The sequence below is a fragment of the Paenibacillus antarcticus genome, assembly GCF_001637225.1.
Taxonomy (GTDB): domain Bacteria; phylum Bacillota; class Bacilli; order Paenibacillales; family Paenibacillaceae; genus Paenibacillus_AQ; species Paenibacillus_AQ antarcticus.
Genome location: NZ_LVJI01000002.1, coordinates 142,578 through 168,577 on the forward strand (window position 1 = coordinate 142,578; position 26,000 = coordinate 168,577).

The 26,000-nt window shown below is 42.2% G+C and carries 22 protein-coding genes; 15 read left to right on the forward strand and 7 right to left on the reverse strand.

Features of this window, described 5'->3' with window-relative positions:
* Positions 1–828, forward strand: a complete 828-nt coding sequence (locus PBAT_RS03545; protein ID WP_068646618.1) for a MetQ/NlpA family ABC transporter substrate-binding protein — start codon at positions 1–3, stop codon at positions 826–828.
* A 183-nt stretch (positions 829–1,011) separates the two neighbouring features.
* Here the strand turns inward: PBAT_RS03545 and katA are convergent, their stop codons facing one another.
* The 5 genes from katA to PBAT_RS03570 all read right to left on the reverse strand — a co-directional run bounded on the left by katA (position 1,012) and on the right by PBAT_RS03570 (position 8,043).
* Positions 1,012–2,469: a catalase KatA gene (gene katA / locus PBAT_RS03550; protein ID WP_068646621.1), complete on the reverse strand. Its 1,458-nt coding sequence runs from the start codon at positions 2,467–2,469 to the stop codon at positions 1,012–1,014.
* 183 nt (positions 2,470–2,652) lie between these two features.
* A complete protein-coding gene (locus PBAT_RS03555; protein ID WP_084402824.1) occupies positions 2,653–4,008 on the reverse strand; it encodes a sugar porter family MFS transporter in 1,356 nt (451 codons plus the stop codon).
* Positions 4,009–4,275: 267 nt separating this feature from the next.
* Positions 4,276–5,622: a response regulator gene (locus tag PBAT_RS03560; RefSeq protein WP_068646625.1), complete on the reverse strand. Its 1,347-nt coding sequence runs from the start codon at positions 5,620–5,622 to the stop codon at positions 4,276–4,278.
* The gene (locus PBAT_RS03565; RefSeq protein ID WP_068646626.1) at positions 5,597–7,048 is read right to left on the reverse strand and encodes a sensor histidine kinase; all 1,452 of its coding nucleotides are present in this window, start codon (positions 7,046–7,048) and stop codon (positions 5,597–5,599) included. The genes PBAT_RS03560 and PBAT_RS03565 overlap by 26 nt, the downstream gene beginning before the upstream one ends.
* Positions 7,045–8,043, reverse strand: a complete 999-nt coding sequence (locus PBAT_RS03570; protein WP_068646636.1) for a substrate-binding domain-containing protein — start codon at positions 8,041–8,043, stop codon at positions 7,045–7,047. The genes PBAT_RS03565 and PBAT_RS03570 overlap by 4 nt, the downstream gene beginning before the upstream one ends.
* A gap of 275 nt (positions 8,044–8,318) precedes the next feature.
* Between PBAT_RS03570 and PBAT_RS03575 the strand changes: the two genes are divergently transcribed.
* The 8 genes from PBAT_RS03575 (at position 8,319) to PBAT_RS03610 (ending at position 17,734) form a co-directional block, all read left to right on the forward strand.
* Complete coding sequence (locus tag PBAT_RS03575; RefSeq protein WP_068646643.1) at positions 8,319–10,517, forward strand: bifunctional 2',3'-cyclic-nucleotide 2'-phosphodiesterase/3'-nucleotidase; 2,199 nt, start codon at positions 8,319–8,321, stop codon at positions 10,515–10,517.
* 227 nt (positions 10,518–10,744) lie between these two features.
* Positions 10,745–11,779, forward strand: coding sequence for a BMP family lipoprotein (locus PBAT_RS03580; RefSeq protein ID WP_068646644.1), 1,035 nt, complete (start codon positions 10,745–10,747; stop codon positions 11,777–11,779).
* Between the two features lie 103 nt (positions 11,780–11,882).
* Positions 11,883–13,388, forward strand: coding sequence for an ABC transporter ATP-binding protein (locus tag PBAT_RS03585; protein WP_068646645.1), 1,506 nt, complete (start codon positions 11,883–11,885; stop codon positions 13,386–13,388).
* Complete coding sequence (locus tag PBAT_RS03590) at positions 13,385–14,452, forward strand: ABC transporter permease (RefSeq protein WP_068646646.1); 1,068 nt, start codon at positions 13,385–13,387, stop codon at positions 14,450–14,452. The genes PBAT_RS03585 and PBAT_RS03590 overlap by 4 nt, the downstream gene beginning before the upstream one ends.
* Positions 14,436–15,359: an ABC transporter permease gene (locus PBAT_RS03595; protein ID WP_068646647.1), complete on the forward strand. Its 924-nt coding sequence runs from the start codon at positions 14,436–14,438 to the stop codon at positions 15,357–15,359. Before PBAT_RS03590 ends, PBAT_RS03595 begins: the two co-directional genes overlap by 17 nt.
* Positions 15,360–15,386: 27 nt before the next feature.
* Positions 15,387–16,064 carry a sulfite oxidase-like oxidoreductase gene (locus PBAT_RS03600; protein ID WP_068646648.1) on the forward strand — a complete coding sequence of 226 codons (678 nt, stop codon included), beginning with the start codon at positions 15,387–15,389 and terminating at the stop codon, positions 16,062–16,064.
* 1 nt (position 16,065) lies between these two features.
* Positions 16,066–16,812 carry a nucleoside phosphorylase gene (locus PBAT_RS03605; protein WP_068646649.1) on the forward strand — a complete coding sequence of 249 codons (747 nt, stop codon included), beginning with the start codon at positions 16,066–16,068 and terminating at the stop codon, positions 16,810–16,812.
* Positions 16,813–17,032: 220 nt separating this feature from the next.
* Positions 17,033–17,734, forward strand: a complete 702-nt coding sequence (locus PBAT_RS03610) for a DsbA family protein (protein WP_068646653.1) — start codon at positions 17,033–17,035, stop codon at positions 17,732–17,734.
* Between the two features lie 168 nt (positions 17,735–17,902).
* Here the strand turns inward: PBAT_RS03610 and PBAT_RS03615 are convergent, their stop codons facing one another.
* Positions 17,903–19,345 (reverse strand): M14 family zinc carboxypeptidase, encoded by a 1,443-nt coding sequence (locus PBAT_RS03615; RefSeq protein WP_068646659.1) that lies wholly within the window; start codon positions 19,343–19,345, stop codon positions 17,903–17,905.
* Positions 19,346–19,580: 235 nt separating this feature from the next.
* On the opposite strand from PBAT_RS03615, the gene PBAT_RS03620 reads away from it, so the two are divergent.
* Both PBAT_RS03620 and PBAT_RS03625 read left to right on the forward strand, forming a co-directional pair.
* A complete protein-coding gene (locus PBAT_RS03620; RefSeq protein ID WP_068646661.1) occupies positions 19,581–20,576 on the forward strand; it encodes a phosphotransferase in 996 nt (331 codons plus the stop codon).
* Positions 20,577–20,623: 47 nt separating this feature from the next.
* The gene (locus PBAT_RS03625) at positions 20,624–21,526 is read left to right on the forward strand and encodes a phosphotransferase (RefSeq protein ID WP_068646663.1); all 903 of its coding nucleotides are present in this window, start codon (positions 20,624–20,626) and stop codon (positions 21,524–21,526) included.
* Between the two features lie 65 nt (positions 21,527–21,591).
* On the opposite strand, the gene PBAT_RS03630 is transcribed toward PBAT_RS03625, so the two are convergent.
* A complete protein-coding gene (locus PBAT_RS03630; RefSeq protein WP_068646665.1) occupies positions 21,592–22,374 on the reverse strand; it encodes a Cof-type HAD-IIB family hydrolase in 783 nt (260 codons plus the stop codon).
* Between the two features lie 234 nt (positions 22,375–22,608).
* On the opposite strand from PBAT_RS03630, the gene PBAT_RS03635 reads away from it, so the two are divergent.
* From PBAT_RS03635 to ureC, 4 genes are all read left to right on the forward strand, one after another.
* Positions 22,609–23,517, forward strand: coding sequence for an urea transporter (locus PBAT_RS03635; protein ID WP_211267817.1), 909 nt, complete (start codon positions 22,609–22,611; stop codon positions 23,515–23,517).
* A gap of 110 nt (positions 23,518–23,627) precedes the next feature.
* Positions 23,628–23,930: an urease subunit gamma gene (locus tag PBAT_RS03640; RefSeq protein ID WP_068646670.1), complete on the forward strand. Its 303-nt coding sequence runs from the start codon at positions 23,628–23,630 to the stop codon at positions 23,928–23,930.
* 31 nt (positions 23,931–23,961) lie between these two features.
* The gene (gene ureB / locus PBAT_RS03645) at positions 23,962–24,270 is read left to right on the forward strand and encodes an urease subunit beta (RefSeq protein ID WP_068646671.1); all 309 of its coding nucleotides are present in this window, start codon (positions 23,962–23,964) and stop codon (positions 24,268–24,270) included.
* 14 nt (positions 24,271–24,284) lie between these two features.
* A complete protein-coding gene (gene ureC / locus PBAT_RS03650; protein WP_068646672.1) occupies positions 24,285–25,997 on the forward strand; it encodes an urease subunit alpha in 1,713 nt (570 codons plus the stop codon).
* Positions 25,998–26,000: the final 3 nt, after the last annotated feature.

Consider the following 26,000-nt stretch of genomic DNA (forward strand, 5'->3'; position numbering starts at 1 on the left):
ATGAAAAGAAACAAACAAATCATGATCATAACAGTAGTCGTATTCATTTTAGTGATTGCTGGATGCGGACAGAATAAGAACAAAGCAGAGGTAAGCACAACAGAAGAAGTTACGTTGAAAGTAGCTACGCTAATTCCACCAATGACAGAAGTATTAGATATCGTGAAGCCTATGTTGAAGGAAGATGGCATTAATCTAGAAATCCTCGTGCTGACAGATAACGTTCAACCTAATAATGCTTTAGCAAATAAGGAAGTTGACGCTAACTTTTTTCAGCATGTTCCCTATATGAACCAATACAATGAGGCTAATGGTAGTGAACTTGTTGCTGTGCAACCCATCTACAACGCTATTTATGGTGCATACTCCAAGAAATATAAGAAGATCGAGGATCTACCCGTTGGAGCAACGATTGCGATCGCAAATGATCCTTCGAACATCGGACGATCACTTGTCATGTTTGAGAAAAACGGCCTGATCAAGTTAACAGAAGGCGTGGGTATTAAGGCAACACAAGCAGATATCATCGAGAATAAGAAAAATTTCAAATTCAAAGAAGTTGATTTGTTAATGTTAGCACGTACGTTAGATGATGTGGATCTTGTTGCAATGACGCCAGCATATGCTAAGCCGCTTAACCTGACACCTAAGAAGGATGCATTGATAACAGAAGGTGATGATTCCGATTTCGTTATTACTTTAGTAGCGCGTAAAGATAACGTGGATTCAGAACCTATTCAGAAGTTAGCGAAGAGAATGACAAGTCCTGAAGTGAAACAATTCTTCAAGGATAACTACGATGAAATTGCTGTTCCTGCATTTGAATAGTTGAAGTTGTAACAAACAATATAAAGCATGGATCTTAGGATCCGTGCTTTTTTTGTCATTTACTCGGAGTTGGTGATGACGGATTGATCATTCGAATCGCAGAAAAGAAATAACAAAATGAAACAAGCCTGCTGATAGTTCAGTAGGCTTGTTTTTCATTTCAATCATATCTAATTAGAGGAATTATACCTGTGGTACAGACAATCCAAGTCCTTCAGCTACGCGTTCTCCGAATTCTGGATCAGCTTTATAGAGGTGACCGATTTGGCGAATCTTAATCTCGTCTTTATCGACAGGCATCATAGATCCTACATAGTTCTGAACTAGACGTGTGCGTTCGTCATCACTCATAAGACGGTATAAGTCACCCGCTTGTGTATAGTGATCATCTTGATCGTAAGCTACACTAGCTGCAACGCCGGATACTTCGAATTCTACAGGTTTGTGTTGAGGTGCTTCTGTAGCGCCACCATAGCTATTAGGTTCATAATATACGGAACTTCCACCATTATTATCAGGGCGCATTTGTCCATCACGTTGATTATTGTTTACTTTTGCAGCATAAGGACAGTTGATAGGTAACGCATTATGGTTGGTACCTACACGGTAACGATGAGCATCTCCATAGCCGAATAGACGACCTTGTAACATTTTATCTGGAGAAGCTTCTATGCCAGGTACAAATGACCCCGGGGAGAACGTAGCTTGCTCAACTTCCGCGAAATAATTATCTGGGTTACGATCTAGGACCATCCGGCCAACTTCGATAAGTGGGTAGTCTTTCTGGGACCATACTTTAGTAACATCAAATGGATCGAAACGATAGGTGTCGGCATCTTCCAATGGCATAATTTGAACATGTAGATTCCAGACAGGGAAATCCCCTTGATCTATGGCATTAAATAGATCCTCTGTATGATAATCAGGATTCTCACCTGCAAGTTTAGCAGCTAGATCGACATCTAGGTTTTGAATACCTTGTGCTGTTTTGAAATGATATTTCACCCATGCAGCTTGACCTTCTGCGTTAACCCACTTAAATGTATGACTACCAAAACCATGCATATGTCTAAGTGTTGCAGGGATACCACGATCGGACATGAGAATGGTAACTTGGTGTAACGACTCAGGTGATAAAGACCAGAAATCCCATACAGCATTTGGACTCTTCAAATGGGTCTGTGGATGACGTTTCTGTGTGTGAATGAAGTCAGGGAATTTAATCGCATCACGGATGAAGAATACCGGTGTGTTATTACCAACCAAGTCATAGTTTCCTTCTTCTGTATAGAACTTCAGAGCGAATCCACGTGGATCACGGACAGTATCCGCAGATCCAAGCTCACCGGCAACAGTGGAGAAACGAGCGAACATCGGCGTACGTTTGCCTACTGAATTAAGAAAGGCAGCTTTCGTATATTTAGATAAGTCATTAGTAACCTCGAAGTATCCGTGAGCTCCAGCACCTTTGGCATGAACAACTCGTTCTGGAACACGTTCTCTATTGAAATGCGCTAATTTCTCTAGGAGATGCACATCTTGAATTAATACAGGACCACGTGGACCTGCTGTCATGGAGTTCTGATTATCTCCTACAGGAGCGCCCCAGCTGGTTGTAAGATTGTTATTAGGATTAGTCATAATAATATAATCACCTCATAGGATAGTTTGTAAAAGATGACTGTTAAGCTTGGTTAACAATCTTTCATATCTATATGATAACAACTTTCAAAATATAATCAATACTTTTTTATAATAATTCTAAACAAGGGGTGAATTTTGTGGATTTTTAGTGTCTATTAAAAAAAGAAAACCGAAGGACTCTTATAGAGTCTTTCGGTTGTTTGGTGCTGACCATAATAATTCGATTTCTTCCAATGTCTTACCTTTCGTCTCTGGAATAACACGCCAAGTGAAGAGGAATGTAATCAAGGACATGGCTCCGAAGATCCAGAACGTAATCCCAGGTCCGATAGATCCAAGCATCGGTGGAAAGGATTGCGATACGATATAATCGGCTACCCATAATGCCATGGAAGCAATGGCGGTAGCTTTACCGCGAATTCGGTTAGGGAAGATCTCGGACATAATAACCCATACGACCGGTCCTAGTGATACGGCGAACGAAGCAACATATAGCAATATGAAGATCAGAATCCAAGGTCCTGAGGTGTTACCTGTTTGAAAGGCAGCGCCTATGACGATCAGACAGATCATCATCGATCCTGAACCTACTAATAGCAGTGCTTTACGTCCAACTTTATCGATGAGCCATATGGCTAGAATCGTGAATAGGAAATTGACCAACCCAACAAGAATCGTCTGGGTTAATGCAGTGTTGGTACCTGCACCTGTTGCCTTAAATATTTCCGGTGCATAATACATGACCGCGTTGATTCCTGTAATCTGTTGTAGAACCGCGATCACAACACCAACAATGAGGGCCATGCGTAGTCCTGGTTTGAATAGTTGGCGGATCGATCCGCTTTCCTGCTCAAATGACTTCTTAATATCGACGACTTCTTTCTTCGCTAATGCTTCACCGTGGATACGAAGTAGAATAGGTAATGCCTCGGCAGGTTTTCCTTGCTTAATCAACCATCTTGGACTTTCAGGAACGAAGAAGAGTAGAACTAGAAATAGTAATCCTGGAATAGCACCTACTCCGAACATCCAACGCCAAGCAGTGCTTATGCCCCAAGCAGCATCTCCAGAATTCGTAATCCACAAGTTAACGAAATAGGTTAAGAATATACCTGTAACAGTGGCAAGTTGGTTCAATGCGACTAGACGACCACGATATTTAGCGGGCGCTATTTCGGCATTATAAAGTGGACATAAGGTAGAGGTAATCCCAATACCAAGACCCCCTATGATACGCGCAATAACATAAAGAGTGAACGTATCTGCGAACCCAGAACCGAGGGATCCGATAATGAATAGGATCGCTGCAGTAATTAGGATTTTTTTGCGACCAAATTTATCGCTCAATACTCCGGAGAATGCCGCTCCGACGATACAACCAATAATGAGACTTGATACGGCCCAACCTACTTGTAGTTGACTTAAATGGAAATGTTCTTCCATAAAACCAATGGCACCCGATACAACTGCTGTATCAAAACCAAATAACAATCCACCTAAAGCGGATACAATAGACACTAGAATAACAAATTTCATGCTAACGTGTTCATGTTCTTTCTCAATTGTGCCATCCAACGTGTGTGACCCCTCTCTTTATACCTACTAAATTACCTACAAACGATCCATTAAAAACGAACTCATTGTATCACGCTTCGCCAGTGTTTCAGGCAACAAATCCCTTCACTTATCTGTGTTTTTCCCGCATTTAATTCATGCTATCCATTTATGAGCTATTTATAATAAAGAACTAGCACAAATGCGTCCAAGGAACACAAAAAAGTCCATGTTCAAGGACATGGACTTTTACGATTTCGTCTGGCCACGGAATTCACTTGCAGTTATTCCGGTTACCTTTTTAAATACACGGCTGAAATAATTAGGATCATTGTAACCTACCTTGTAGCATACTTCCTTGAGACTTAAATGCTCTGAATTCATAAGGATTTTGGCTGTATCGATCCGTAATTTGGTTACATAGTCAATAAATGTGCTGCCTGTTTGTTGTTTGAATATTTTACTGAAATAGTGGGCGTTGAGATGTACGAAATCTGCGACTTCTTCAAGAGATAAATCCTCTGTAAACCTTTCTTGTATGTATCCTTGGGCTCTGTCGAGAACAGTTAATGTTTGCTTCTCGCGTTCTTCCCGAATCTGGTGTAAGGCCGATATGACATAGGATCTATGACCTGATTCAATATCGAAGGAAAGGCTCTCCGATTCATTGAGAGGAAGGGCGACGCCGTGCTTCAATTCATCGAAGTGGCAGACGTTACCATGATGTTCGTCGTAGGTAGAGGCAAATACGGCTTCGAAGTAAGACTTGCGGAACCCTTGCGCTCTACTTCCAAGGGTACCAATTCCGATGGACACTTTACTTTGAAGTTGACGTTCACTTAAGCTAGTAAGTTTCTCTGCGAACCGCTTGGTCTGATCCTTCCATAGATCTTCCGAAATACGAGGTTCTTTTCCTAAGAAAATGGCCATATGACGTTCGATTAAAGAACTTACGATACAGCTTGATTCACTTGTTTTGGCGAAATTTCGGATGATATCGTATACCTTCTGCTGCATTTGTGAGTCAGTATGCTCTGGGAAGGCGACAACAACGGCACAGCCTTGATCGATAGAGAAATCGAGCCACTCCGATAACTGTTCGGCGTTGGCGTCTAATGTCTGATCGACCATGAACATGAAGGAGAGTTCATTCTCCACTAAGGGTAATAACTGTGACAACTTATGCTTGAGTGCTAGCTCATCATTGCGCCTTTTTTTCTCTTGTTTCAGTTCTAAGATAAGATCTTCGAGCACGCTAACAATTTGTTCACGTTTAGCAGGTTTTAGAAGGTATTCTTTTACACCAAGCGATAGCGCCTCCTTGGCATAAGCAAAGTAATCGTAGGCCGTAACTAATACGAACTTGGTATCAGGTAGTTGTTCTTTAATCTCCCTAATGGCAGTCAAACCTTGGATACCCGGCATATTGATATCCATCATCACGATATGCGGTCGATGCTCTTCCGCTCGTTCAATTGCCGTTCTTCCATTATCAGCATGAATCACTTGAAACGTATCTGGCATCATACGCTGAATAATCCATTCGAGTCCTTCACGTTCTAATGCTTCATCATCTGCGATCAATATCCGGTACATGTAAGGGTTCTTCCTCCTTTCTAATAGGAATTAGGATCTTAATCGTTGTTCCTTCATCTGGTGCACTTTCAATATTCACTAGATCCTCTTGTCCATAGAATAACTTGAGCCTCTTGAATACATTTCTTGTACCAAGGCCTGTAGAGTGCTCCTTCTGCTGTCCTGCTTCCATTCGTAGTAAAGATTGTCTTGTAATTTCACTCATTCCGATACCATTGTCTGATAATATAACAATTACACCTTCTGGCACTTTACCAATCTTTAGACGGATGAGAGCTCCTTGTTCCATTCCTTGAATGCCATGCATGAAAGAATTCTCAACGATAGGTTGGAGGGTTAAAGCCGGGATCACTACATCTAATGTCGATTCATCTATTTCTAGTTCGAATGAAATACGATCTCTAAAGCGAGCTTGCTGAATCGTAAAGTATTCTTGCACGATGGATACTTCATCTTGTAGTGTCACAGGCTGGTCTAAATTCCGTAAATTATAGCGGAGGAGATTCGACATGGATACGATGAGATCGCTTGTCTTCTCTGCACCTTCAAGTAATGCTAATCTAGACAGAACATTTAACGTGTTAAAAAGAAAGTGTGGATTCATCTGATTCTGTAATGCTTGTAACTCCAATTCTTTCAGAAATTTCTCTTGTTCTATATTTGCTTTATCCTTCTCGATAAACACCAATAGATCATTCGTCATTTGCTCAAAGGCACCTGACAATATACCAAGCTCATCATGAGATCTTATAGTAAGAGGTTGTACATGCAGATCACCTTTCGAGATTCTTCTCGCCATACCGACAAGCTGACTGACCGGCATGGTGATGCTTCGAGAGATCCAATAAGCGAGGACAATACTTAACAGTGTATTGATAACAAAGATAGCTGAACTTAAGACGTTCATCCGTATGTTCTCTTGTTGGATTTCTCTATAAATGGGTTGATAGAAGTTAATCTCTGCATCGACGAGTATTTGCGCCTCTGCACGAATAAAACCAGTTGTTTGCTCTGCATCTTCGTAGTGGGCAAATGCAATGCGTGGTGTTTGTGCTTCACTTGCTACAATAGAGGCTTCCATCTGCTCCATGAATGTCTCTAACATATGAACATAACTTGTCATAGCTGAAGGTGAGAGAGAGGGACTCGTCATACCCGAGAGAGCGGACCTTATATTCTCTAAGTTATTCTGCTCTTGTTCAAGTTCTTTAACGTTACTACCTTCAGTATGGATCATTTCACGATAAAGCAACCTAAGAGTAAGATCTGCACTCTGGGAGGACTGTTTATACAAAAGTATTCGTTCCATCATAATATCGTAGCTTTGTTGAACCGTTTTCCCACTTTCAAATAGAAAGAAGGTGACTGAATTGACGAGAAGAACTAATAATGGAATAAACAGGAGTAGCTTTTTACGAATCGTCATGGGCAACCTGCTCCATCTTTAACACCTGATTTAATTTGATCCAGTACTGTAATTGCCGTAAATTGCTGCTGTTGCAGAATATTGCCCTGGAAATATTCATGAATGAGCGATATGGCATCGTATCCCATTCGGTTAGGCTGTTGCACAATAGTTGATTCAATCTGGCATTGCGTAATCGCTTCTTTGGTCTCATCCAAATCATCAAATGCAAATATATGAATATCTTGCAATTGAACACGCTGAGTGGCTTCTAATATGCCCAGTCCATCGAGTGAACTCAGACCAACCATATAGCGCACTTCGGGATGATTGATCAGGATTTCTTCTGCTTGCTCAGCAGCAAAGAGACGGGATATATTCGATGATCTGACTTCGACAATCGTAAGATCTTTATATTGGTCGACGACTGAACGTAATCCTTGTAGACGTTGTTGTTGATTAAACGACATTTCATTGCCCATTAATACGCCTATATGACCTGCTTGTGTCCCAACTGCTTCAACGACTAGATTTCCCATTCTTATACCTGCTTCGAAGTTATCTGTACCTACATAAGATAATCTTCGGCTTCCGGGTTCATCGGTATCTAGTGTGATAACAGGGATGTCTTGGTCCATGGCTTTATCAATGAACGAACGATAAATGGGGTCATTGATTCCTTGAATCAAGACAGCGTCGGCTTTGGAAGCGATGGCTTTCTCTAATAGAATCATTTGTTCATTCGGATTGATGCGAAATGGTCCGATGTAATCGAGAGTTATGCCATATTTCTGAGAGGCCTCACGTGCTCCTTTTTCTATAGAACGCCAGTAGGCGTTGTCTAACTCTTGGGAGATTAACACGACATGACGAGTAACAGATTCATTCTTAAGCATAGACTTCAATGGTTGAATTAATTCTTGAATATGTAGCACAGAGAACAAGAAACTTAACATTAAAGTAGCAAATATAACAAATAGGATCACAATACTCAGATTCCATTTTCGGTTAGACATGATGTAACTCCTTAGAAATACGCTTAGTATGCACATTATACAAGAAACATATAGCAAACCCAAAAGATACTCATGATCCAGAAGTAGTCGAGTGCAATAATGGAGGTGATTGTATCGCGGTGAAGCGAAAAAGATAGATGTAAACCTTGGTTTACTTGGGATATAGGGGAGTAGTCGCTCTTAAAAAACTGTGTATTTTTTCCTTTGTGTACTCTATTATAGAAGGGTAACTCGTAAGAGTTACACAGTAAATATTGAGGGGAATGGAATAATGGATGAAAAAGATTGTGAAAAATAAAGTTCAAAAAATTGTGGCATCATCTTTAGCTTTAAGTGTGTTGCTTGTACCCATCGGAGGTACTTTTGTTTCGGCAGCGGCATCAGATAACTCATCTCTTAAATTGAGAATTATGGAGACAACAGATATTCACACGAATATGATGTCTTATGATTACTATAAAAGTGCTGTTGCACCTACAGTAGGACTTGCACGAACTGCCACCATTGTTAAAGAAGCACGGAAAGAGTACCCTAACACACTGCTAGTAGATAATGGCGATTTAATCCAAGGAACGCCACTGGGTACATACAAAGCACTTGTAGCTCCGATTAAAAAAGGTGAAGTTCACACCGTGTATAAAGCTATGAATCTAATGGGATACGATATAGCAACGTTTGGTAATCATGAGTTTAACTATGGTCTAGATTACTTAGATAATGCGATCAAGGGAGCTAACTTTCCTTATGTTAATGCTAACGTATATGTAGATGATAAAGACAAGAATCCAAATAATGATGTGAATCGGTATAAGCCGTATCAGATTCTTACCAAAACATTCACAGATGAAGCAGGCAAAGAACAGACGCTCAAACTCGGCGTGTTGGGTCTAGTAACGCCGCAAATCACGGAATGGGATAAAGCTAGTCTTGAAGGCAAAGTGATTACCAAAGACATCGTAGCTACAGCTGAGAAATTTGTGCCTGAGATGAAGGCTAAAGGTGCAGACCTTATTATCGTAATGTCTCACTCAGGATTTAATGGTAATGCAGAGGCGAATGTCAATGCAGAGGATGCTATTTTACCTTTGAGTAAAGTTCCTGGCATTGATGCCATTACGTTCTCACATACACATAAAGTATTCCCTGCTGTAACTGAGAAGGCTTTGGACAACCTGTTCAAAGATAGCACAGGTAAATTGTATCCAGGTGTAGATAATGCCAAAGGAACAATTAATGGCGTAGCTGCCGTTCAAGCAGGTTACGGTGGTGCTAACCTAGGGTTAATTGATCTAGCACTTGAGAAACAAGATGGCAAATGGGCTGTCAAATCTACCCAATCGTCAACAAGAACTATATATGATGCTGTAGCTAAGACATCGACGGTAGAACCGGATCAAGCTATTGTAGAAGTGGTAACGGCAGATCACGAAGCGACGATTAAATATGCGAATAGTCCGATCGGAACGACAACGTCACCTATTCATAGTTACTTTGCACTCGTACAAGATGATCCTTCTGTTCAGATTGTAACGAACGCGCAGAAAGCTTATGTAAGTGATTATATTAAGAAAAACCTTCCTAAATATGCGAAGACACCAATTCTATCCGTAGGTGCTCCTTTTAAAGCAGGACGTAACGGCGTAGAAGAGTATACAGATATTGCGAAAGGTCCATTAGCGATAAAGAGTGCAGGCGATCTTTATCTGTACGACAATACGCTTAAGGCTATTCTTGTAAAAGGTTCGGTTGTTAAAGAGTGGTTGGAGATGTCAGCGGGTAAATTTAATCAGATCGATCCTACAATTAAAGAAGAGCAATCCTTATTGAATTCTTCATTCGCTGTATATAACTTTGACGTTATCGATGGCGTAACGTATCAAGTAGATGTTACACAGCCAGCTAAATACAAAGCAGATGGTACTGTGAATGCAGCGACTTCTAACCGCATCTTGAACCTTCAATATGAAGGTAAAGCTGTGAATCCGGATCAAGAATTCGTTATTATTACAAATAACTACCGTGCAAGCGGCGGTGGTAACTTCCCAGGTGTCAAAGGAAGTACTTATATCATTGATAGTCCAGATGAGAACCGTCAGATTCTAATGGATTATATCTCAGCGAATAAAGAGATCAATCCTTCTATTGATAACAACTGGTCCATTGCGCCGATAAATGGTGATGTGAAGGTGACATTTACTTCTTCTCCAAAAGCGGAAGCATTTGCTAAGTTAACAAGTAACATCAAATATTTGAATAAAACAGATGACAAAGGATTCGGAATCTTCTCTCTTGATTTGAGCAAGACAAGTACTACACCAAATGAATCTACAGTACCTGCAACGCCATTAGTACCAGCAACTCCGGCAACTCCAGTAGTGCCTGCAACACCATTAGTTCCAGCAACTCCAGTAGATTCTTCTACGCCAACAGATAAATTAGTAGATCTATTGAAACAGTTGTTAAATGCCCTTTAGGACTTGGAATGATTAAATAACGTATAACGGATAACAATCCATTTCGTTGGATAAGGGTAAGCATGTAGTTCCAGTATTGTGAGATATTGGACTGCATGCTTTTTTTTGTGCTCATGAGACGAGGGTAATACTCGAAGAAATTCGCTTCGACGAACTTCTTTTTGTATTGACAAATTTCGACGATTCTTATACGATGAGTTCAAACGGCTAAAAGGGGACTATTTCATATGAAAAGAAGTTTATCGTTCGTATTATCCATGGTTTTGCTCACAGTTATGCTAGCTGCATGTGGAAATAATAGCGCAAAAGACGAACAATCAGGTGGAAAGTCAGAAAATGAAGCAAAAACGAAAAAAATTGCATTGGTTTTACCTGAAAAAATAGGAGTCAATCCATTTTTTGTACAGATGGACGAAGGTTTTAAAAAGGCCGGTACAGAATTTGGCGCAGAAATTAAGACAATCGAATCAACCGATCCAGCAGCATTTGAACAGAATTTACGTGCAGCAGTTGCTGAGAACTATGATTTGATCATTACAGCAACATTTCAAGCGGAAGATGCTTTGAAGAAAGTTGCAGCAGAGAATCCGAATAAAGCTTTCGCGATTGTAGATACAACGGTAGATCTACCGAATATTCGTAGCATAGGGTTCCGCGAGTATGAAGCATCTTATCTACTTGGAGCAACAGTAGGATTGTCCACGAAAACAAATAAGGTAGGAATGGTAGCAGCAGTAGACATTCCTTTGATTAAGAAATATACAGAAGGATTTAGTGAAGGATTGAAATCAACAAATCCAACAGCAGAATTCTTTGTGAACTATGTAGGTGGATTTAATGACCCGGCTAAAGCGAAGGAATTGGCGTTGGTTCAGTTAGGTAAAGGTGCTGACTTCATTGCTGGAGCAGCAGCGACTGGAGACCTAGGCGTATTTGAAGCGGCGAAGGAAAAAGGCTTCTTTACTTCAGGAGTAGATGTGGACCGTACAGTAATCGATCCAGAACATATCGTATTGTCGATTCTTAAATCAACAGATACCGTGACTTACGAGACGGTAAAAGAATTCATGAATGGTACCTTCAAGTACGGTGCTGTAGACTATGGCTTGAAAGAAGATGGCGTAGGGTTGACTTTTGTTACTCGCGAGAGTGAATCTGCACTTAATCCGTTTATTGGCCAAGAGAACATTGATAAAGTGAAGAAGATTAAAGACGATATTATTGCAGGTACAATTACAATTAAAGATCCGATGCAACCATAGTTTAGAATCAGTAATGTAGGATAATTCATTACCGGCTGCCAATAAGGGGCCGGTTTTGGTTGTTACAGCTAGAATCAATCGGGATAGAAGGGGGAGCACGTTTATGCTGTTGCAGATGGAAAACATAACGAAGCATTATGGTAACGTTACCGCTAATCAGGCTGTGAACTTTGATCTAGGTGAAGGTGAAGTTCATGCACTAGTTGGCGAGAATGGCGCAGGGAAAACGACGCTAATGCGTATTCTGTATGGGATGGAGCAGCCATCATCAGGATCAGTCAAGGTGAAGGGGAACGTCGTATCTTTCGCTAATCCTGCGAGTGCCATGGCGAGTGGCATTGGAATGGTGCATCAGCATTTCATGCTATTTCCTTCTTTCACAGTTGCAGAGAATATCGTGATCGGACGAGAACCAACCTCGGGTGGCGTATTTGACCGTAAACAAGCGGCAGCACTTGTGGAGAAGCTGGGAGAGCAATATGGGATGCCTGTTGATCCGTGGGCTGTTGTATCGGAATGTCCGATGGGTATGCAACAACGAGTTGAGATTCTGAAGGTGCTATATCAGGGAGCAGATATCATTATTTTGGATGAACCAACAGGAGCTTTGACTCCACTGGAAGTCAAAGAACTGCTTGCAAATATTAAATCATTAGCTCTTCAGGGGAAGAGTTTCATTATAATTACGCATAAACTTCATGAGGTTATGGAGGTTGCAGATCGAATTACCGTATTACGTGATGGTCGACTAACAGGAACGCTTGCAGCGACGGATACAGATGCAGAGCAGTTATCTAGGTTGATGGTAGGAAGAGAACTCGTCTCCCTCGAGAAACAGCAGTTAGAGCTTGGTAAAGCTGTACTCGAAGTGAAAGGACTTGGCATACGTGGACCGAAGGGGAAGGGGAAAGCACTTCTAAAGGATATCCATCTCCAGGTTAGAGCTGGTGAGGTTGTTGGTATTGCCGGAATATCTGGGAATGGTCAATCTGAACTCATTCAGGCAATCTCGGGTCTTCGTCCAGTGGATGAAGGAACAGTTCAACTCGCTGGCGTAGATATCAAAGGGATGGCTGTACGTGACATTCGAGAACATGGACTTGCTCATATTCCGGAAGACCGTTACCTTTGGGGAGCGGCTAAGGATGCGACCGTACTCGATAATGGACTGATGGGTCATCATCGTAGCCTTCAACGTAAAGGATTGGTCAAGGGTAAAGAAGCGCGTGCCAAGGTAAGTGAATGGATCCGACAGTTCGGTATTAAAGCGGGTTCGCTTGATAATAAGATCCAGAACTTATCGGGTGGTAATCTACAGAAGTTGATTGCAGCACGCGAATTTGCACATGATGCACATTTCCTTATTGCGGCTGAACCGACACGTGGGGTAGATATTGGAGCTATGGAGACCATTCACACTGAATTGATTCGTAAAAGAGATGCTGGTGTGGGCGTTCTACTCGTATCCTCCGAATTGACTGAAATTCTTCAGTTATCTGATCGAATTGTCGTTATGTATGAAGGTGAAATTGCAGGAGAATTATCTGCCAAGGATGCAACTGAAGAGAAAATCAGTCTGCTGATGTCAGGGGGGAATCGACAGACATGAGTATTATTAAACAAAATTTGCGTGGATTGATACAGCCTTTAATCGCTGTTGTGATCGGACTAATAGCAGGGGCTATCGCGATTCTAGCTGTAGGTGGATCAGTCACCGAGACATATATGGAAATGTGGAAAGGCGCATTTGGTAGCTTTTACTTCCTTACCAATACATTGGCTAGAGCTACACCGATTATCTTGGCTGGGCTAGGGGTAGCACTTGCCTTTCGAGCTGGATTCTTTAATATGGGGGCCGACGGACAGATGGTTCTTGGAGGATTATCTGCTGCGCTTACGGCCTTATATTTCCCAGGGCCAGGTTGGGTAGTTCTACTCGCCTCGATTATCGCGGGTATTATTACGGGTGGATTATGGTCTTTCTTCGCAGGGTGGTTAGATGCTAAGTTTGGCATGAACTTACTCATTACGACGTTATTGTTGAATTATATTGCTACCCTGTTTACAGGGTATATGGTCGCTTACCCATTTATGGATAAGACAGGATCTGCGGCAATGGCACAGTCTGAGATGATTGAGCAGAGTGTATGGTTACCGAAGCTATTTCAAGGTATGGGGCTTCATGCTGGCTTTATTATTGCCATCGTGGCCGCTGTGTTATTACACTTCTTTATGAAGAAGACGACTATGGGTTATGAAATTAGAATGTTAGGCAGTAATCCTCTCTTCGCTTCTTATGGTGGCGTACGCAGAGGAAGAATGATGATGATTGCAATGCTAGTTAGTGGCGGATTCGCGGGTCTTGCTGGCGCGGGAGAAGTGCTCGGTACCCAGTATCGTTTCCTAGATGGTTCACTGACTTCAGCCAACTATGCATGGAGTGGGATTATGGCAACATTGCTTGCGAATTCACATCCACTTGGAACGGCATTAGCGGCAATCTTGCTCTCAGCACTACAGACAGGAGCCATGGGTGTTGAGCGCAATACCGATGTGCCCTTGGAAGTGGCGAGTGTTATCCAAGCGGTACTCACGTTGTTCGTATCTGCAAGAATAGGCTATACATTCTGGAAACGTAGAAAGGGGAAACAAAAGAATGGAACAACTACTTGATGCCGCTCTATTCAGTTCCACGTTGCGCGTGGTCACACCCATTCTATTAGCCGCATTAGGGGGGGCACTTTGTTCTAGAGTTGGTCTGTTCAACGTAGCACTTGAAGGATTCGTCCTTGTGGGCGCATTCTCAGGGATTGTGGGTAACTACCTTTTCGGTAATGTATGGTTAGCTGTATTATTTGCAGTGCTGTGCGTGATGTTCTTCTCGCTCATCTTCGGTTATATGAGTATTAATTTGAATGCAAATCCGATCGTCGTCGGGATATCATTGAACTTTCTAGCTACAGGGATGACGACCTTTCTATTACGAGCGATCTTTAATGTAAAAGGAGCTTACTACGATAGCACAATGGTCGGTCTTCCTAAATGGGATATTCCAGTCATTAAGGACATCCCTTGGATTGGGGAAGTGATTTCTGGCCAAAGTCCGCTTGTATATCTAGCATTTATTCTCATGGGCGTACTACAATTTTACTTGTTTAAGACGGTATCAGGGTTCCGACTTCGTTCGGTTGGTGAGAACCCGGTAGCAGCTCAGAGTATCGGCATCAAGGTGCGTAAGCATCAATATACTGCTGTGCTGGCATGTGGCGTACTATGTGGTTTGGCAGGAGCCCAGTTGTCTCTTGGGCAAGTAACCATGTTCACAGAAGGAATGACGGCTGGACGTGGTTTCATAGCGCTTGTTGCTACGATGCTTGGACAGGCTAACCCTCTTGGAGTCATGGCTTCTAGTCTATTGTTTGGATTTATGGATGCATTTGGTATTCGGTTACAAGGGCTTGCGATTCCGTCACATTTCACTAACATGTTACCTTATATCGTGACACTGATTGCTATGTTCTTCTTCAAAGATCGTAGTTATTTGAAAGATGCTAACAAAGCGGGTGGAAGCTCGCGTTAAGATATAGAAGATCAAGGAGGATACCTTATGCATGGAAAGGCAGATCGTCTGAAAGGGGCCAAAGCGCCTAAGATTCAACAACCCATTGATAGTTCACTACAGCATCGACTGCCTCCCGGACAGTCCTTAACGGAGAAATTTCCGATTCTGCACGAGGGAGAAGTACCTATCTATGATCTAGCAACCTGGAATCTTCGTGTGTTCGGAGAAGTCGAGGAAGAACGAACCTTTACTTACGATGAACTGAAGAATATGCGACAATCACGTGTTGTATGTGATATTCACTGTGTGACACGTTGGTCGAAGTTCGATGCACCTTGGGACGGGGTTCTTTTTACGGACCTGTTGAAGGAGCTAAAGGTGAAGCCAGAAGCGAAGTACGTTATGATCCACGCGGATCCAGATTATGATACGAATGTTCCCCTAGCAGATTTGATGAGAGATGATATTCTACTTGCTTTTGACTTTGATAGTAAGCCTTTAACTCTGAAGCATGGATGGCCCTTGCGTCTTGTAGTTCCACACTTATATTTCTGGAAGAGTGCGAAATGGATACGAGGGATTGAATTCATGACGGAAGATCGCGAAGGTTTCTGGGAACGAAATGGATTTCATAATACCGCAGACCCATTCTTAGAACAACGGTTCTCAGGAGAAAATATACCAATACCCGAAGATGAGTGGACACGAAAGGAGTTCGATTGAGATGTTAATGTCAATACTGCAAGTGAATTCGGAGGACATTCCACCGTATGCGATTGTATGTGGTGATCCGAAGCGAGCTGAGATGATCGCAGGGAAATTAGAAGGAACTAAGGAGCTTGCATTCAGCCGAGAATATCGTACATTTACAGGCGAATATGAAGGTGTGAAGATGGCTGTTGTTAGCCATGGTGTTGGTTCAGCTGGTGCTGCTGTATGTTTCGAGGAATTGATTCGCGCAGGCGTGAACACGTTGATTCGAGTAGGAACAGCGGGTTCTTACTCACAGGATATTCCAGCAGGTAGTCTTGTAGTCAGTATCGCTGCTGTCCGTACTGAGGGACTAACACGACAATTGGTACCTGAAGGTTTCCCAGCTGTTGGAGATAGTCAGGTCGTTAATGCCCTATTTGAAGCTGCAAGTGCCACTTCTGGTGTTGTTGCCAAAGGAATCACTGTAGCGGTAGATGCTTTCTTTAATGGTGTAGTTGAAATTCCTCATAAGCAATACAAGCAAGCTGGAGCGATTGCTGTTGAGATGGAAATTGCAGCTTTGTACATCGTGAGCACACTTCGTGGTGCTCGCGCAGGCGCAATTCTAGCGATTGATGGATTTGCTGATGCGGAACTATCTGAAGTATATGACCCGCATACAGATGCGGTGGGTCTAGCCGTAGAGCGTGAGATACAAGCCGCACTTACTGCGATTGTTAAGCTTGCTCGTGAAGATGGACAAGTTATAAGTGCATAGATTAGGTTAGATTTACTGGTTTTAGGAACTGCATGGAATAGTTTCACATTTACAAAAGGCGTCTCTCAAGTTAGCTGAGGGACGCCTTTTTATATATTAAGTCACTTTTGAGTTGAGTTGCGCTCAATAACATACCCTTGTGATGATTTTTACAGAATGAAAGTCTACTATACTGCTATACTTCTTTGAATAATACTACATATTTAGTAAGGGGATAATGATGAAGAAAAAAGGTTCTAAATATTTAATCATTATTTTTGCTGCAATATTTATTGCTTTGTTGGTCCTGATTGCTGTGCTTAACAAGTCCCAGAGTTCTTCCGCATTGGAAGGTTTGCCGAACTATACAGAAATCCGTGGAGAGATGAACCTAGACGGAATTGATTATCTTAAGCAACCGCATTTAGGGAGTGGAACGACGGGAATACAGGTAGTGGAATTTGCTGATTTCAAATGCCCTGCTTGTAAGAATTGGGACGAAGCTTATTTCGAGAAATTAACAGAAGAATTTGTGGATATGAATAAGATTGATCTCTATTTCATGAATTTCGCCTTTATTGATCGAGATTCTATTCTTGCTGCGGCGGCTGGAGAAAGTATTGCTAAACAGAATAACGACGCCTTCTGGCAATATAAAAGCTTACTCTATAAGAACCAAGGAGATGAAACACAAATTTGGGCAAATGAGAAATTCCTTCTTCAATTCGTAAAGGATAACATTACCGGTATCGATTACGATCAATTCAAGAAGGATCTGATCAATCACACCGATGCTTTGGCTGTAAAAGAGGATTATAAAATTGCAGCATCTTTAGGTGTAAATGGTACTCCTAAGTTTATGGTGAATGGGAAGTTACTGCCGAATTCCTCATACGAAGAATTAGTAGCAGCGATTGAAGCCGAGGTCGCTAGTATGAAGTGATGAAGAGAAGGGCTCTCTTATCCTTAGGACTCGAGCACGCTTAAGATAGCAGAGAGACTACGAATTAGTTCATATGAATCAAAAGGGTGACTTCCCATTCAAAATTTGAATAGGAGTCACCCTTTTTCTGAGGGGAGCACAATGTACTTAGTGAACTTATTACGCTAGCTATTTCTTGGAAGATACGGTTTCTCCGAGTCGAGAACCTTCGTCTTGAACAGGAGGGATTTCCCCTTCTTGATTTGGTTGTTCAGGGATTTCTGGACTCATTGTAGGAGGAGCAATTTCATCATGATTCGTCTCTTCTTCAGGATCCATTGGAGGATTCAGACGTTCTGCAATCTCCTCAATGGATAGCATCCGGCTATTCAGAGCTGATATCCAATAGCTATGACCGTCAACTGTAATCTCCAACCACGTACCTTTGGAACGCGTGACCAGATAATGACCGATAGGTAGCTTGCCGAACGTTAAGGAGTCCAACATCGGCCATTTATAAGCCGTCGTGGTCTTCATTAACTCAATCCAACCGATTGATTCCTTGGCTTGTAGCTTATCCGTCTCATAATTTAATGCTGTCGTACCGATCAGCCACGGATCCGTCTTATGCAACTTCCAGATTCTATCCCAATTGGACAGAGGTACGTCCCGTTCTCCAACGTGTGGGTTAAGCTCTGGCGTTAGACCGGGTTGACCGAAATTCTGTATGAACCAGTCTGTAAACCCTCCGCCAGAAGGATTAGGCACCGGTTTCACCATCGTGTAACCAGTCTTATTCGCATAGGCTCTCGCAAATGCTTGATCGCGTTTGAGATTAATGGCAGGCGTCTTGTAGTTCCAATAGAGTATTTCGCCAGAAGTATGATATGACACGGCAATGGCTGGTTTAAGTGCTGTTGTTATCTTGAACATGGTTTGGGATTCCTTGGCCTCAAGAGGTTTCTTCCCTTTATAATTCATGTAATGAGGTGCGGGAGAGGCATATTTGATATGCTCCCAGTCAGCGGGATATTGACGATTTAGATCTATCCCTTTGGCATTCGCCTTCCAACGTTTGAAATTGCGGCTACTCCCGTTCATCTTCAGAAGTGCTGCATGGTCTTGTTTAGGAAAAGCATGTAGTCCTTTTTGCTGAAGCGTCACACCGTCTGGGTTAACCATCGGAACAATCTGGAACGTGATATGATCCAGTAGCTCTCGAATCTGATAGTTTCCCCATTTGGCATCGCTACGTTCACTAATGGCGATATTCTCTGTCATCTCCATCAATAGGATAGTAGATATCCACTCGCGTGCATGATGAGAGCCGTTCAGCAGCACGTTTATGGGGCCGTGACCGACTTCCATGAGCCACAGATTGCGATTATATTCGCTTGTACCGGCTGAGCTGTAACGGATAAGTTCGGGATATTGTTTGGCTAATGCTTGGATATCTCTTGTCATGATGTCATATGTATAGATTTGCTTGGGGTTTACGATGTTGCTACTAGATTCGGCTGCCGATGCGGTGATGGGTGTTGCTGACCAGGTGGTCATGATGAGGAACAATAAGACCATAATTAATGAAACTCGGGTACAATGTGTAGCTAGATTAGTAGTAAAACGAAACATGGGAACTCTCCTGTCTGCTTAATAGTTGAAGAAAAGAGATTCGACATCTATCGATATAAAACCTCTAAATACTCCAAAAAAACTACTAAACTAACAAATAATGCAATAGATTGAAAAGTAATGATCACAAGTCACGTCAATCAATATTTGGATGCTTAAATAGACACTTCATACGTGGTGCAAGAATAAACTGTCAATAAGTTTTATCATTGAATCGATATGGGGGGAGTATGGCATGCCGAATCGATACCAGAAGGCTAAATTAAAGTCCATCACGAGGCGATTTGGATTACATCTGATCCGTATTACAACTCATGATTCTCTATACAAAAAAAATGCGGTTTATTGTGCAAAGACCAACAAAGGTAAATCTCTGGTTAAGGCACTAAATACTAAATGTCAAGGTACGACATTACCCCAAGCCAAGTTCTTCTCCTATGTCCGTATGTTAAAAGCATCGAAATATTCATATTCTCCACGATGGCTAAAGACAAGAACAGGAAGGTATTCAGTGAACTGGCGTGGAAAGGCCTATTATATGACCGAATGGGTTGAGGGTCGAAAGATTTTCGATGATGTTCACGACTATGAATCGTTAGGTAAAGCACTTGCCCATCTCCATAAACTTCGTAAAGTTCAACATCCCCCAACTGCTTCCTACACGAGCCAGAGAATTAAGGCATTTAAACGTGAGGGTCATTTGTTTCGCGTACAACTGAAGAATGTTCAAAAGAAGAGAACAACGCCAACCAAATGGTTCGATAGATATGGTGAAAGCTGTATCCAGTTGACCAATGATGCTTGGAGAATCATCGATGATCCACGTGTGAAGCGTATTCTTCTGAGGGAACGACGGCACCCTGCACTGATTCATGGGGATGTTACTATCCCGAATATTGTGATTCATTCTAGAGGGCTGTTCCTTATCGACTGGGATTGTCTAAGGACGGGATCGAAGTACTATGAAGTGGCAAAGACGCTTTCAAATACAACGTATTATAAGCCAGTTCTTATGGATGCTTTTTTACACGGATACGAATCAATAAGCCCCTTAAAGTCATCTGAACGATTACTAATCAGTGCTCTCTTTCGACTTCCCAGGGAAGCTTGGCACGTAGCCCGAAGGATTGATTCAGGCAGATCACACAAGGGACTAACGTTACTGGGAGAAACTTGGTACGATCGTTTGAACGCCGTACGTCATTTGGATGAATGGGCCAAAGCGGAGTAATCGTCAGTGGCAGTAGCAATATCTAATTTATATTGAGGTGATATGAGATGAGCTTAACAACTGATCTTGAACAACAGTATGGGATTCATGTCTTAAAAAAGGTTAAGGTGCGCGATGTATATCAATTATCTACACGAAATCATGGGGTCCTATGTTTGAAAAGTTACAATGTTACAGAAGCAGAGATGAATTTTATTACACAAGTGTTCGCTCATTTGTCTCAAAATGATTTTAGATTTGCTCCCAAGGTACTCTATACATCAAGCCACGCGTATTGGATTACAAGAGAGGGTATTCATTACATGCTGACGAACTGGGTTAAGGGTGAACATCCACGCTTCGACATGAAGGAGCATTTCAAGAAAGGGATTCGATTACTTGCTAAATTCCATACAGTAGCGGAGGGATTCAATGCTCCATTTATTCCGATTGAAAGAATAAGATATAACCAATTGAAGGAACAAATAACATCAGATCGTAACATTCTTGCGGACAACCCGAAGATGAAGTTAATGACGTCACTGTGTAATGAGGCATTAAATGATATAGACAACGCTACAGTTGTTAAAGCCATCGCTGAAGAAGAGTCTCACTTGGCATTCACGCATGGGGATTATAACTATCCGAATCTCATGCTAGATCGAGTAGGTTCTATGCATATGATTGATTTTGATAATACATCATTGCATGTACGCATGGAGGATTTATCTCATATTTTACATCGGAATATGGCGTGGCATGGACATGAAATGTTACGCTGGGTACAGTACTATGACAGTAAACGTCCTCTAAGTAAAGGGGATCTACATGTATTGCACATGTTGCTATTGGTTCCTTATCCCATCTTAAGGACTCTGAAACAGAATAAGCGAAATAACCGTCATCATATCTCAATCCCGACAGTTCATAAGATTAAACTATATAGAAATGAATTAAAACAGCTATTATGAAAGTTTTACGAAAAAAAGGCTACATATCGTCCAAAGTGACGGATAGGGTAGCCTTTTTCGTTAACCTAATTTAGTAATCCGAGCATTCGTAATCCGTGTAGTATGCCATCTTCCTCGACGGACTTCGTGACATATTTAGCAGCTTTCTTTGCCTCAGGCATCCCATTGCCCATAGCTACACTATTTGGAATGGAGGATAACATCTCTACATCATTTAATGCATCCCCGAAAGCGTATTGACATTCCGAAGCAATACCGAGCTTGTCCGTTATATGCCGGATACCTTCAGCCTTACAGCCACCTGACGGAACGACGTCAACCGCATTGAGATGCCAGCGTACGAAATGAAAGGCATGAAACAGCTTTTCATACAGAACTTCTTCCTCAGGTCGGCACATCAACAGGGATTGATAGATGGGCCGCTCCTTATAATACAAAGGATCATGGACAGGGATAACTTTGGATTTGAACGTATTGATTGTTTTGGCCACATACTCATCATTGGGTACATTAGCTCTCATATCTTCATGGTCCATGTAGACGATCGCATGTTCATGAAGGAGCGCTTCTTGGGTTAAATCATGCAGACTCTCACGGTTTAGAGGATTCGTATAGATCACTTCTCCACGAAGCACGACATATTGACCGTTATAACTGACATAGGTATCAATTTCAAGTTGTTTACGAAGGTCTTCAAACATAAACGGAGCTCGGCCCGTAGCGATTGCAACTTCATGTCCGAGTTCTTTCAGAGACAGAATGGCTTGTTCAGCAGTCTTCGGAAGTTCTTTATTATCATCTAGAAGGGTACCATCGATATCGAAAAAAATAATGCTCTGTTCTTTCATATTCCTACACCTAATTTCCATAAATAATAGTTACCATTCATATAACTAGTCTTCATTATATCAAAGAAAGAGATAGGAAGTTATCTATTCTAAATAGGGGTTACTGGCGCTATGAATTTCATGGATAAATAATAGCAGATATGGAAATCGTAACTATGGATGAAACAAGACCTTCAGGGGAATCTAATACGCTAGATTGAAAAGGGGGAAACCCATACGAATAAGAGTTTATTTATTTCAGCAACTCTAAAAGGGATCTCACAAGTGATATTGATAGACAATCCCATCACAGGATTAATCATATTAGTAGCGATAATGATATCTGATATATCGTTAGGCATTGTTGCCTTGCTATCGGCGATGATTGGGACTTGGATTGGTTATATCGGTGGGAAGGACAAGGCCGCCGTGAATCAGGGCATATTTGGCTATAATTCTGTATTGGCAGGAATTGCCCTCTTTCTATTCTTAGGGGGCGAACTCCAATGGGTAATCGCGTTGGTTGGCGCAGCGGTAGTCACACTTATTACAGCGGCTATGATGTATGTGCTAAGTAGCACCGTGGTTCCAGTGCTAACTTTACCTTATATCATGTTGACATGGACCACGGTGCTATCTTCTTACCATTTGAAGACTTTTCATTTGAGTCCAGAATTGGTGCCACAGGATCTCATCCATTTGAATTTGGACCAGGGAGAGAATGTCCAATGGCTCAATGGGCTAATAGATGGGATAGGACAAGTATATTTCCAGGAAAATATGTGGTCTGGCGTACTGATTCTAATCGGAATTTGTTGGGCGGGATGGAGATTAGCACTTTATGCTGTTATAGGGACATTAATTGCTTGGTTGACAGCTTATGGTTTAGGAGCAGAAATTACATCTCTAAACTTAGGTCTCTATGGGTTTAACGGTGTATTAACAATATTGGCGGTGTCAGGTATTTATAGTACAGGTCGCCGTTTAGAACTTCTGAGGGGAATGATTGCTGTGATTCTCACGGTACCGGTTACGGCAGGCGTAACGACTTGGCTTAACCCCTATGGACTGACCTCCTTAACATTACCCTTTGTTCTCGTGACATGGCTCTTTATTACGACCGAACAGATACTACCTGAGCTATTAGCAAATAAGAGTGGGTAGGAAAGTATTTCTTGATTCGGGATTGTTATCCACACAATCGGGAATAGTAACTACATATTAGATTGGATAAAAATGAGAAGCGTGAACGTTGAAAGAGAAGGAGGATCTGAGTGAGACTATCACCTCGAGAACAAGAGAAGTTAATGATTGTTGTTGCTGCCGATGTTGCAAGACGAAGGAAAGAACGAGGTCTTAAATTAAATTATCCCGAAGCGATAGCGCTAATTACATATGAGATTCTTGAAGGTGCCCGAGATGGAAGAAGGGTAGCTGAGCTCATGAAATTAGGTAGGGAAATCCTGACGAGTGAAGATGTTATGGAAGGCATACCAGAAATGATTCATGACATTCAAGTAGAGGCTACGTTTCCTGACGGAACCAAATTAGTGACGGTCCACAACCCAGTAAGTTAGCAGATCTGAATTCAGATGAAGGAGACAACGGATGATTCCAGGCGAGTATGTATTACGTGAGGACGATATCGTTTGTAATGTTGGAAGAGAGATTCGGATTACCCAAGTCTTGAATACAGGGGATAGGGCAGTACAGGTAGGATCACACTATCACTTCTTTGAAGTGAACGAGGCACTTCAGTTTGATAGGAATCAGACATTTGGCATGCATCTTAATATCCCTTCAGGCGCATCGGTCCGCTTTGAACCGGGTGATGTCAAAGAAATAGAACTTGTTGCCTTTGGAGGGGAAAGACGTGTCTACGGACTGAATAATAAAACAGACGGGTCCTTGGACTAAGGAGGTATTAGTGAATGAGTCTGCACTTAACAAGAAGGCAGTATGCAGACCTGTTTGGTCCCACTACAGGTGATGCCATTCGTCTTGCAGATAGCGAGTTATTTATCGAGATTGAGAAAGATTATACCCATTATGGAGATGAGTGCAAATTTGGTGGAGGCAAAACGATTCGAGATGGGATGGGGCAACATCCACTAGCGACACGTGCAGACGGCGCGTTGGATCTTGTGATTACGAATGCAGTCATCGTCGATTATACCGGTATTTACAAAGCGGATATAGGTATTCTTGATGGAAGAATCATAGGGATCGGCAAGAGTGGAAATCCATTACTGATGGATGGGGTGGACTTGATTCTAGGTGCTGGAACCGAAATCATTTCTGCAGAAGGAATGATAGTTACAGCAGGAGGCGTCGATACCCACGTGCACTTCATCAATCCGGCGCAAGTAGAAACAGCATTAACTTCCGGGCTTACGACAATGATTGGAGGGGGAACAGGCCCCGCTGAAGGATCGAAGGCAACGACATGTACACCGGGAATATGGAATATTCATCGTATGTTGGAAGCGGCTGAGGGACTTCCGATCAATTGTGGATTTCTCGGTAAAGGGAACAGCTCGGCTGAAGAACCGCTAATAGAACAAATACTCGCTGGGGCCATTGGTTTAAAGGTACATGAGGATTGGGGTGCTACCGCATCTGCCATCGATCATGCTTTAATCGTCGCGGACAAATATGATGTTCAAGTAGCCCTCCATGCGGATTCGTTGAACGAATTCGGATTCGTAGAGGATACGATACATGCCATTAATGGACGTAATATCCATACATACCACACAGAAGGTGCGGGTGGAGGACATGCTCCGGACATGCTTAAAGTAGCGGGTTATCCCAATGTATTACCCGCATCTACGAATCCAACAAGACCCTATACGATCAATACGGTTGATGAACATCTTGATATGCTGATGGTATGTCATCATCTTGACCCCAAAGTCCCCGAGGATATTGCCTTTGCCGATTCTAGAATTCGTGCAGAGACGATTGCAGCAGAAGATATACTGCTCGATCTTGGCGTGATTAGCATCATGAGTTCTGATTCCCAAGCGATGGGAAGAATTGGCGAAGTGATCACTCGGACGTGGCAGACGGCAGATAAAATGAAGAAACAACGGGGTAATTTACCGGGTGATGAAGGTGTTGGTGACAACAATCGTGTCAAGCGATACATTGCCAAATATACGATCAATCCTGCCATCGCGCATGGGATTTCCTCCTATGTAGGGTCTATCGAAGTAGGGAAGATAGCAGATATTGTGATCTGGGATCCAGCATTCTTTGGTGTGAAGCCGGAAATGATTATCAAAAGCGGAATGGTGGTTCAAAGTTTGATGGGAGATGCGAATGCCGCGATTCCAACGCCTCAACCGATATTATATCGCCCGATGTTTGCTTCTTATGGTAAGGCACTACATCAGAGTTCGATCACATTTGTCTCCCAAGCTGCATTTGATCTCGGTATACATAAGCAGTTGGGGTTACAGAAACAAGTGCTACCAGTTCATGGTATCCGCAATCTAACGAAGAAAGATATGAAGCTTAATGGGGAGACACCCGAGATTACCGTGGATCCACAGACGTTCGAGGTGAGAGTGAATGGCGAACATATCACATGTGAACCTGTCGATGTTGTCCCTATGGCTCAACGATATTACTTATTCTAAGGA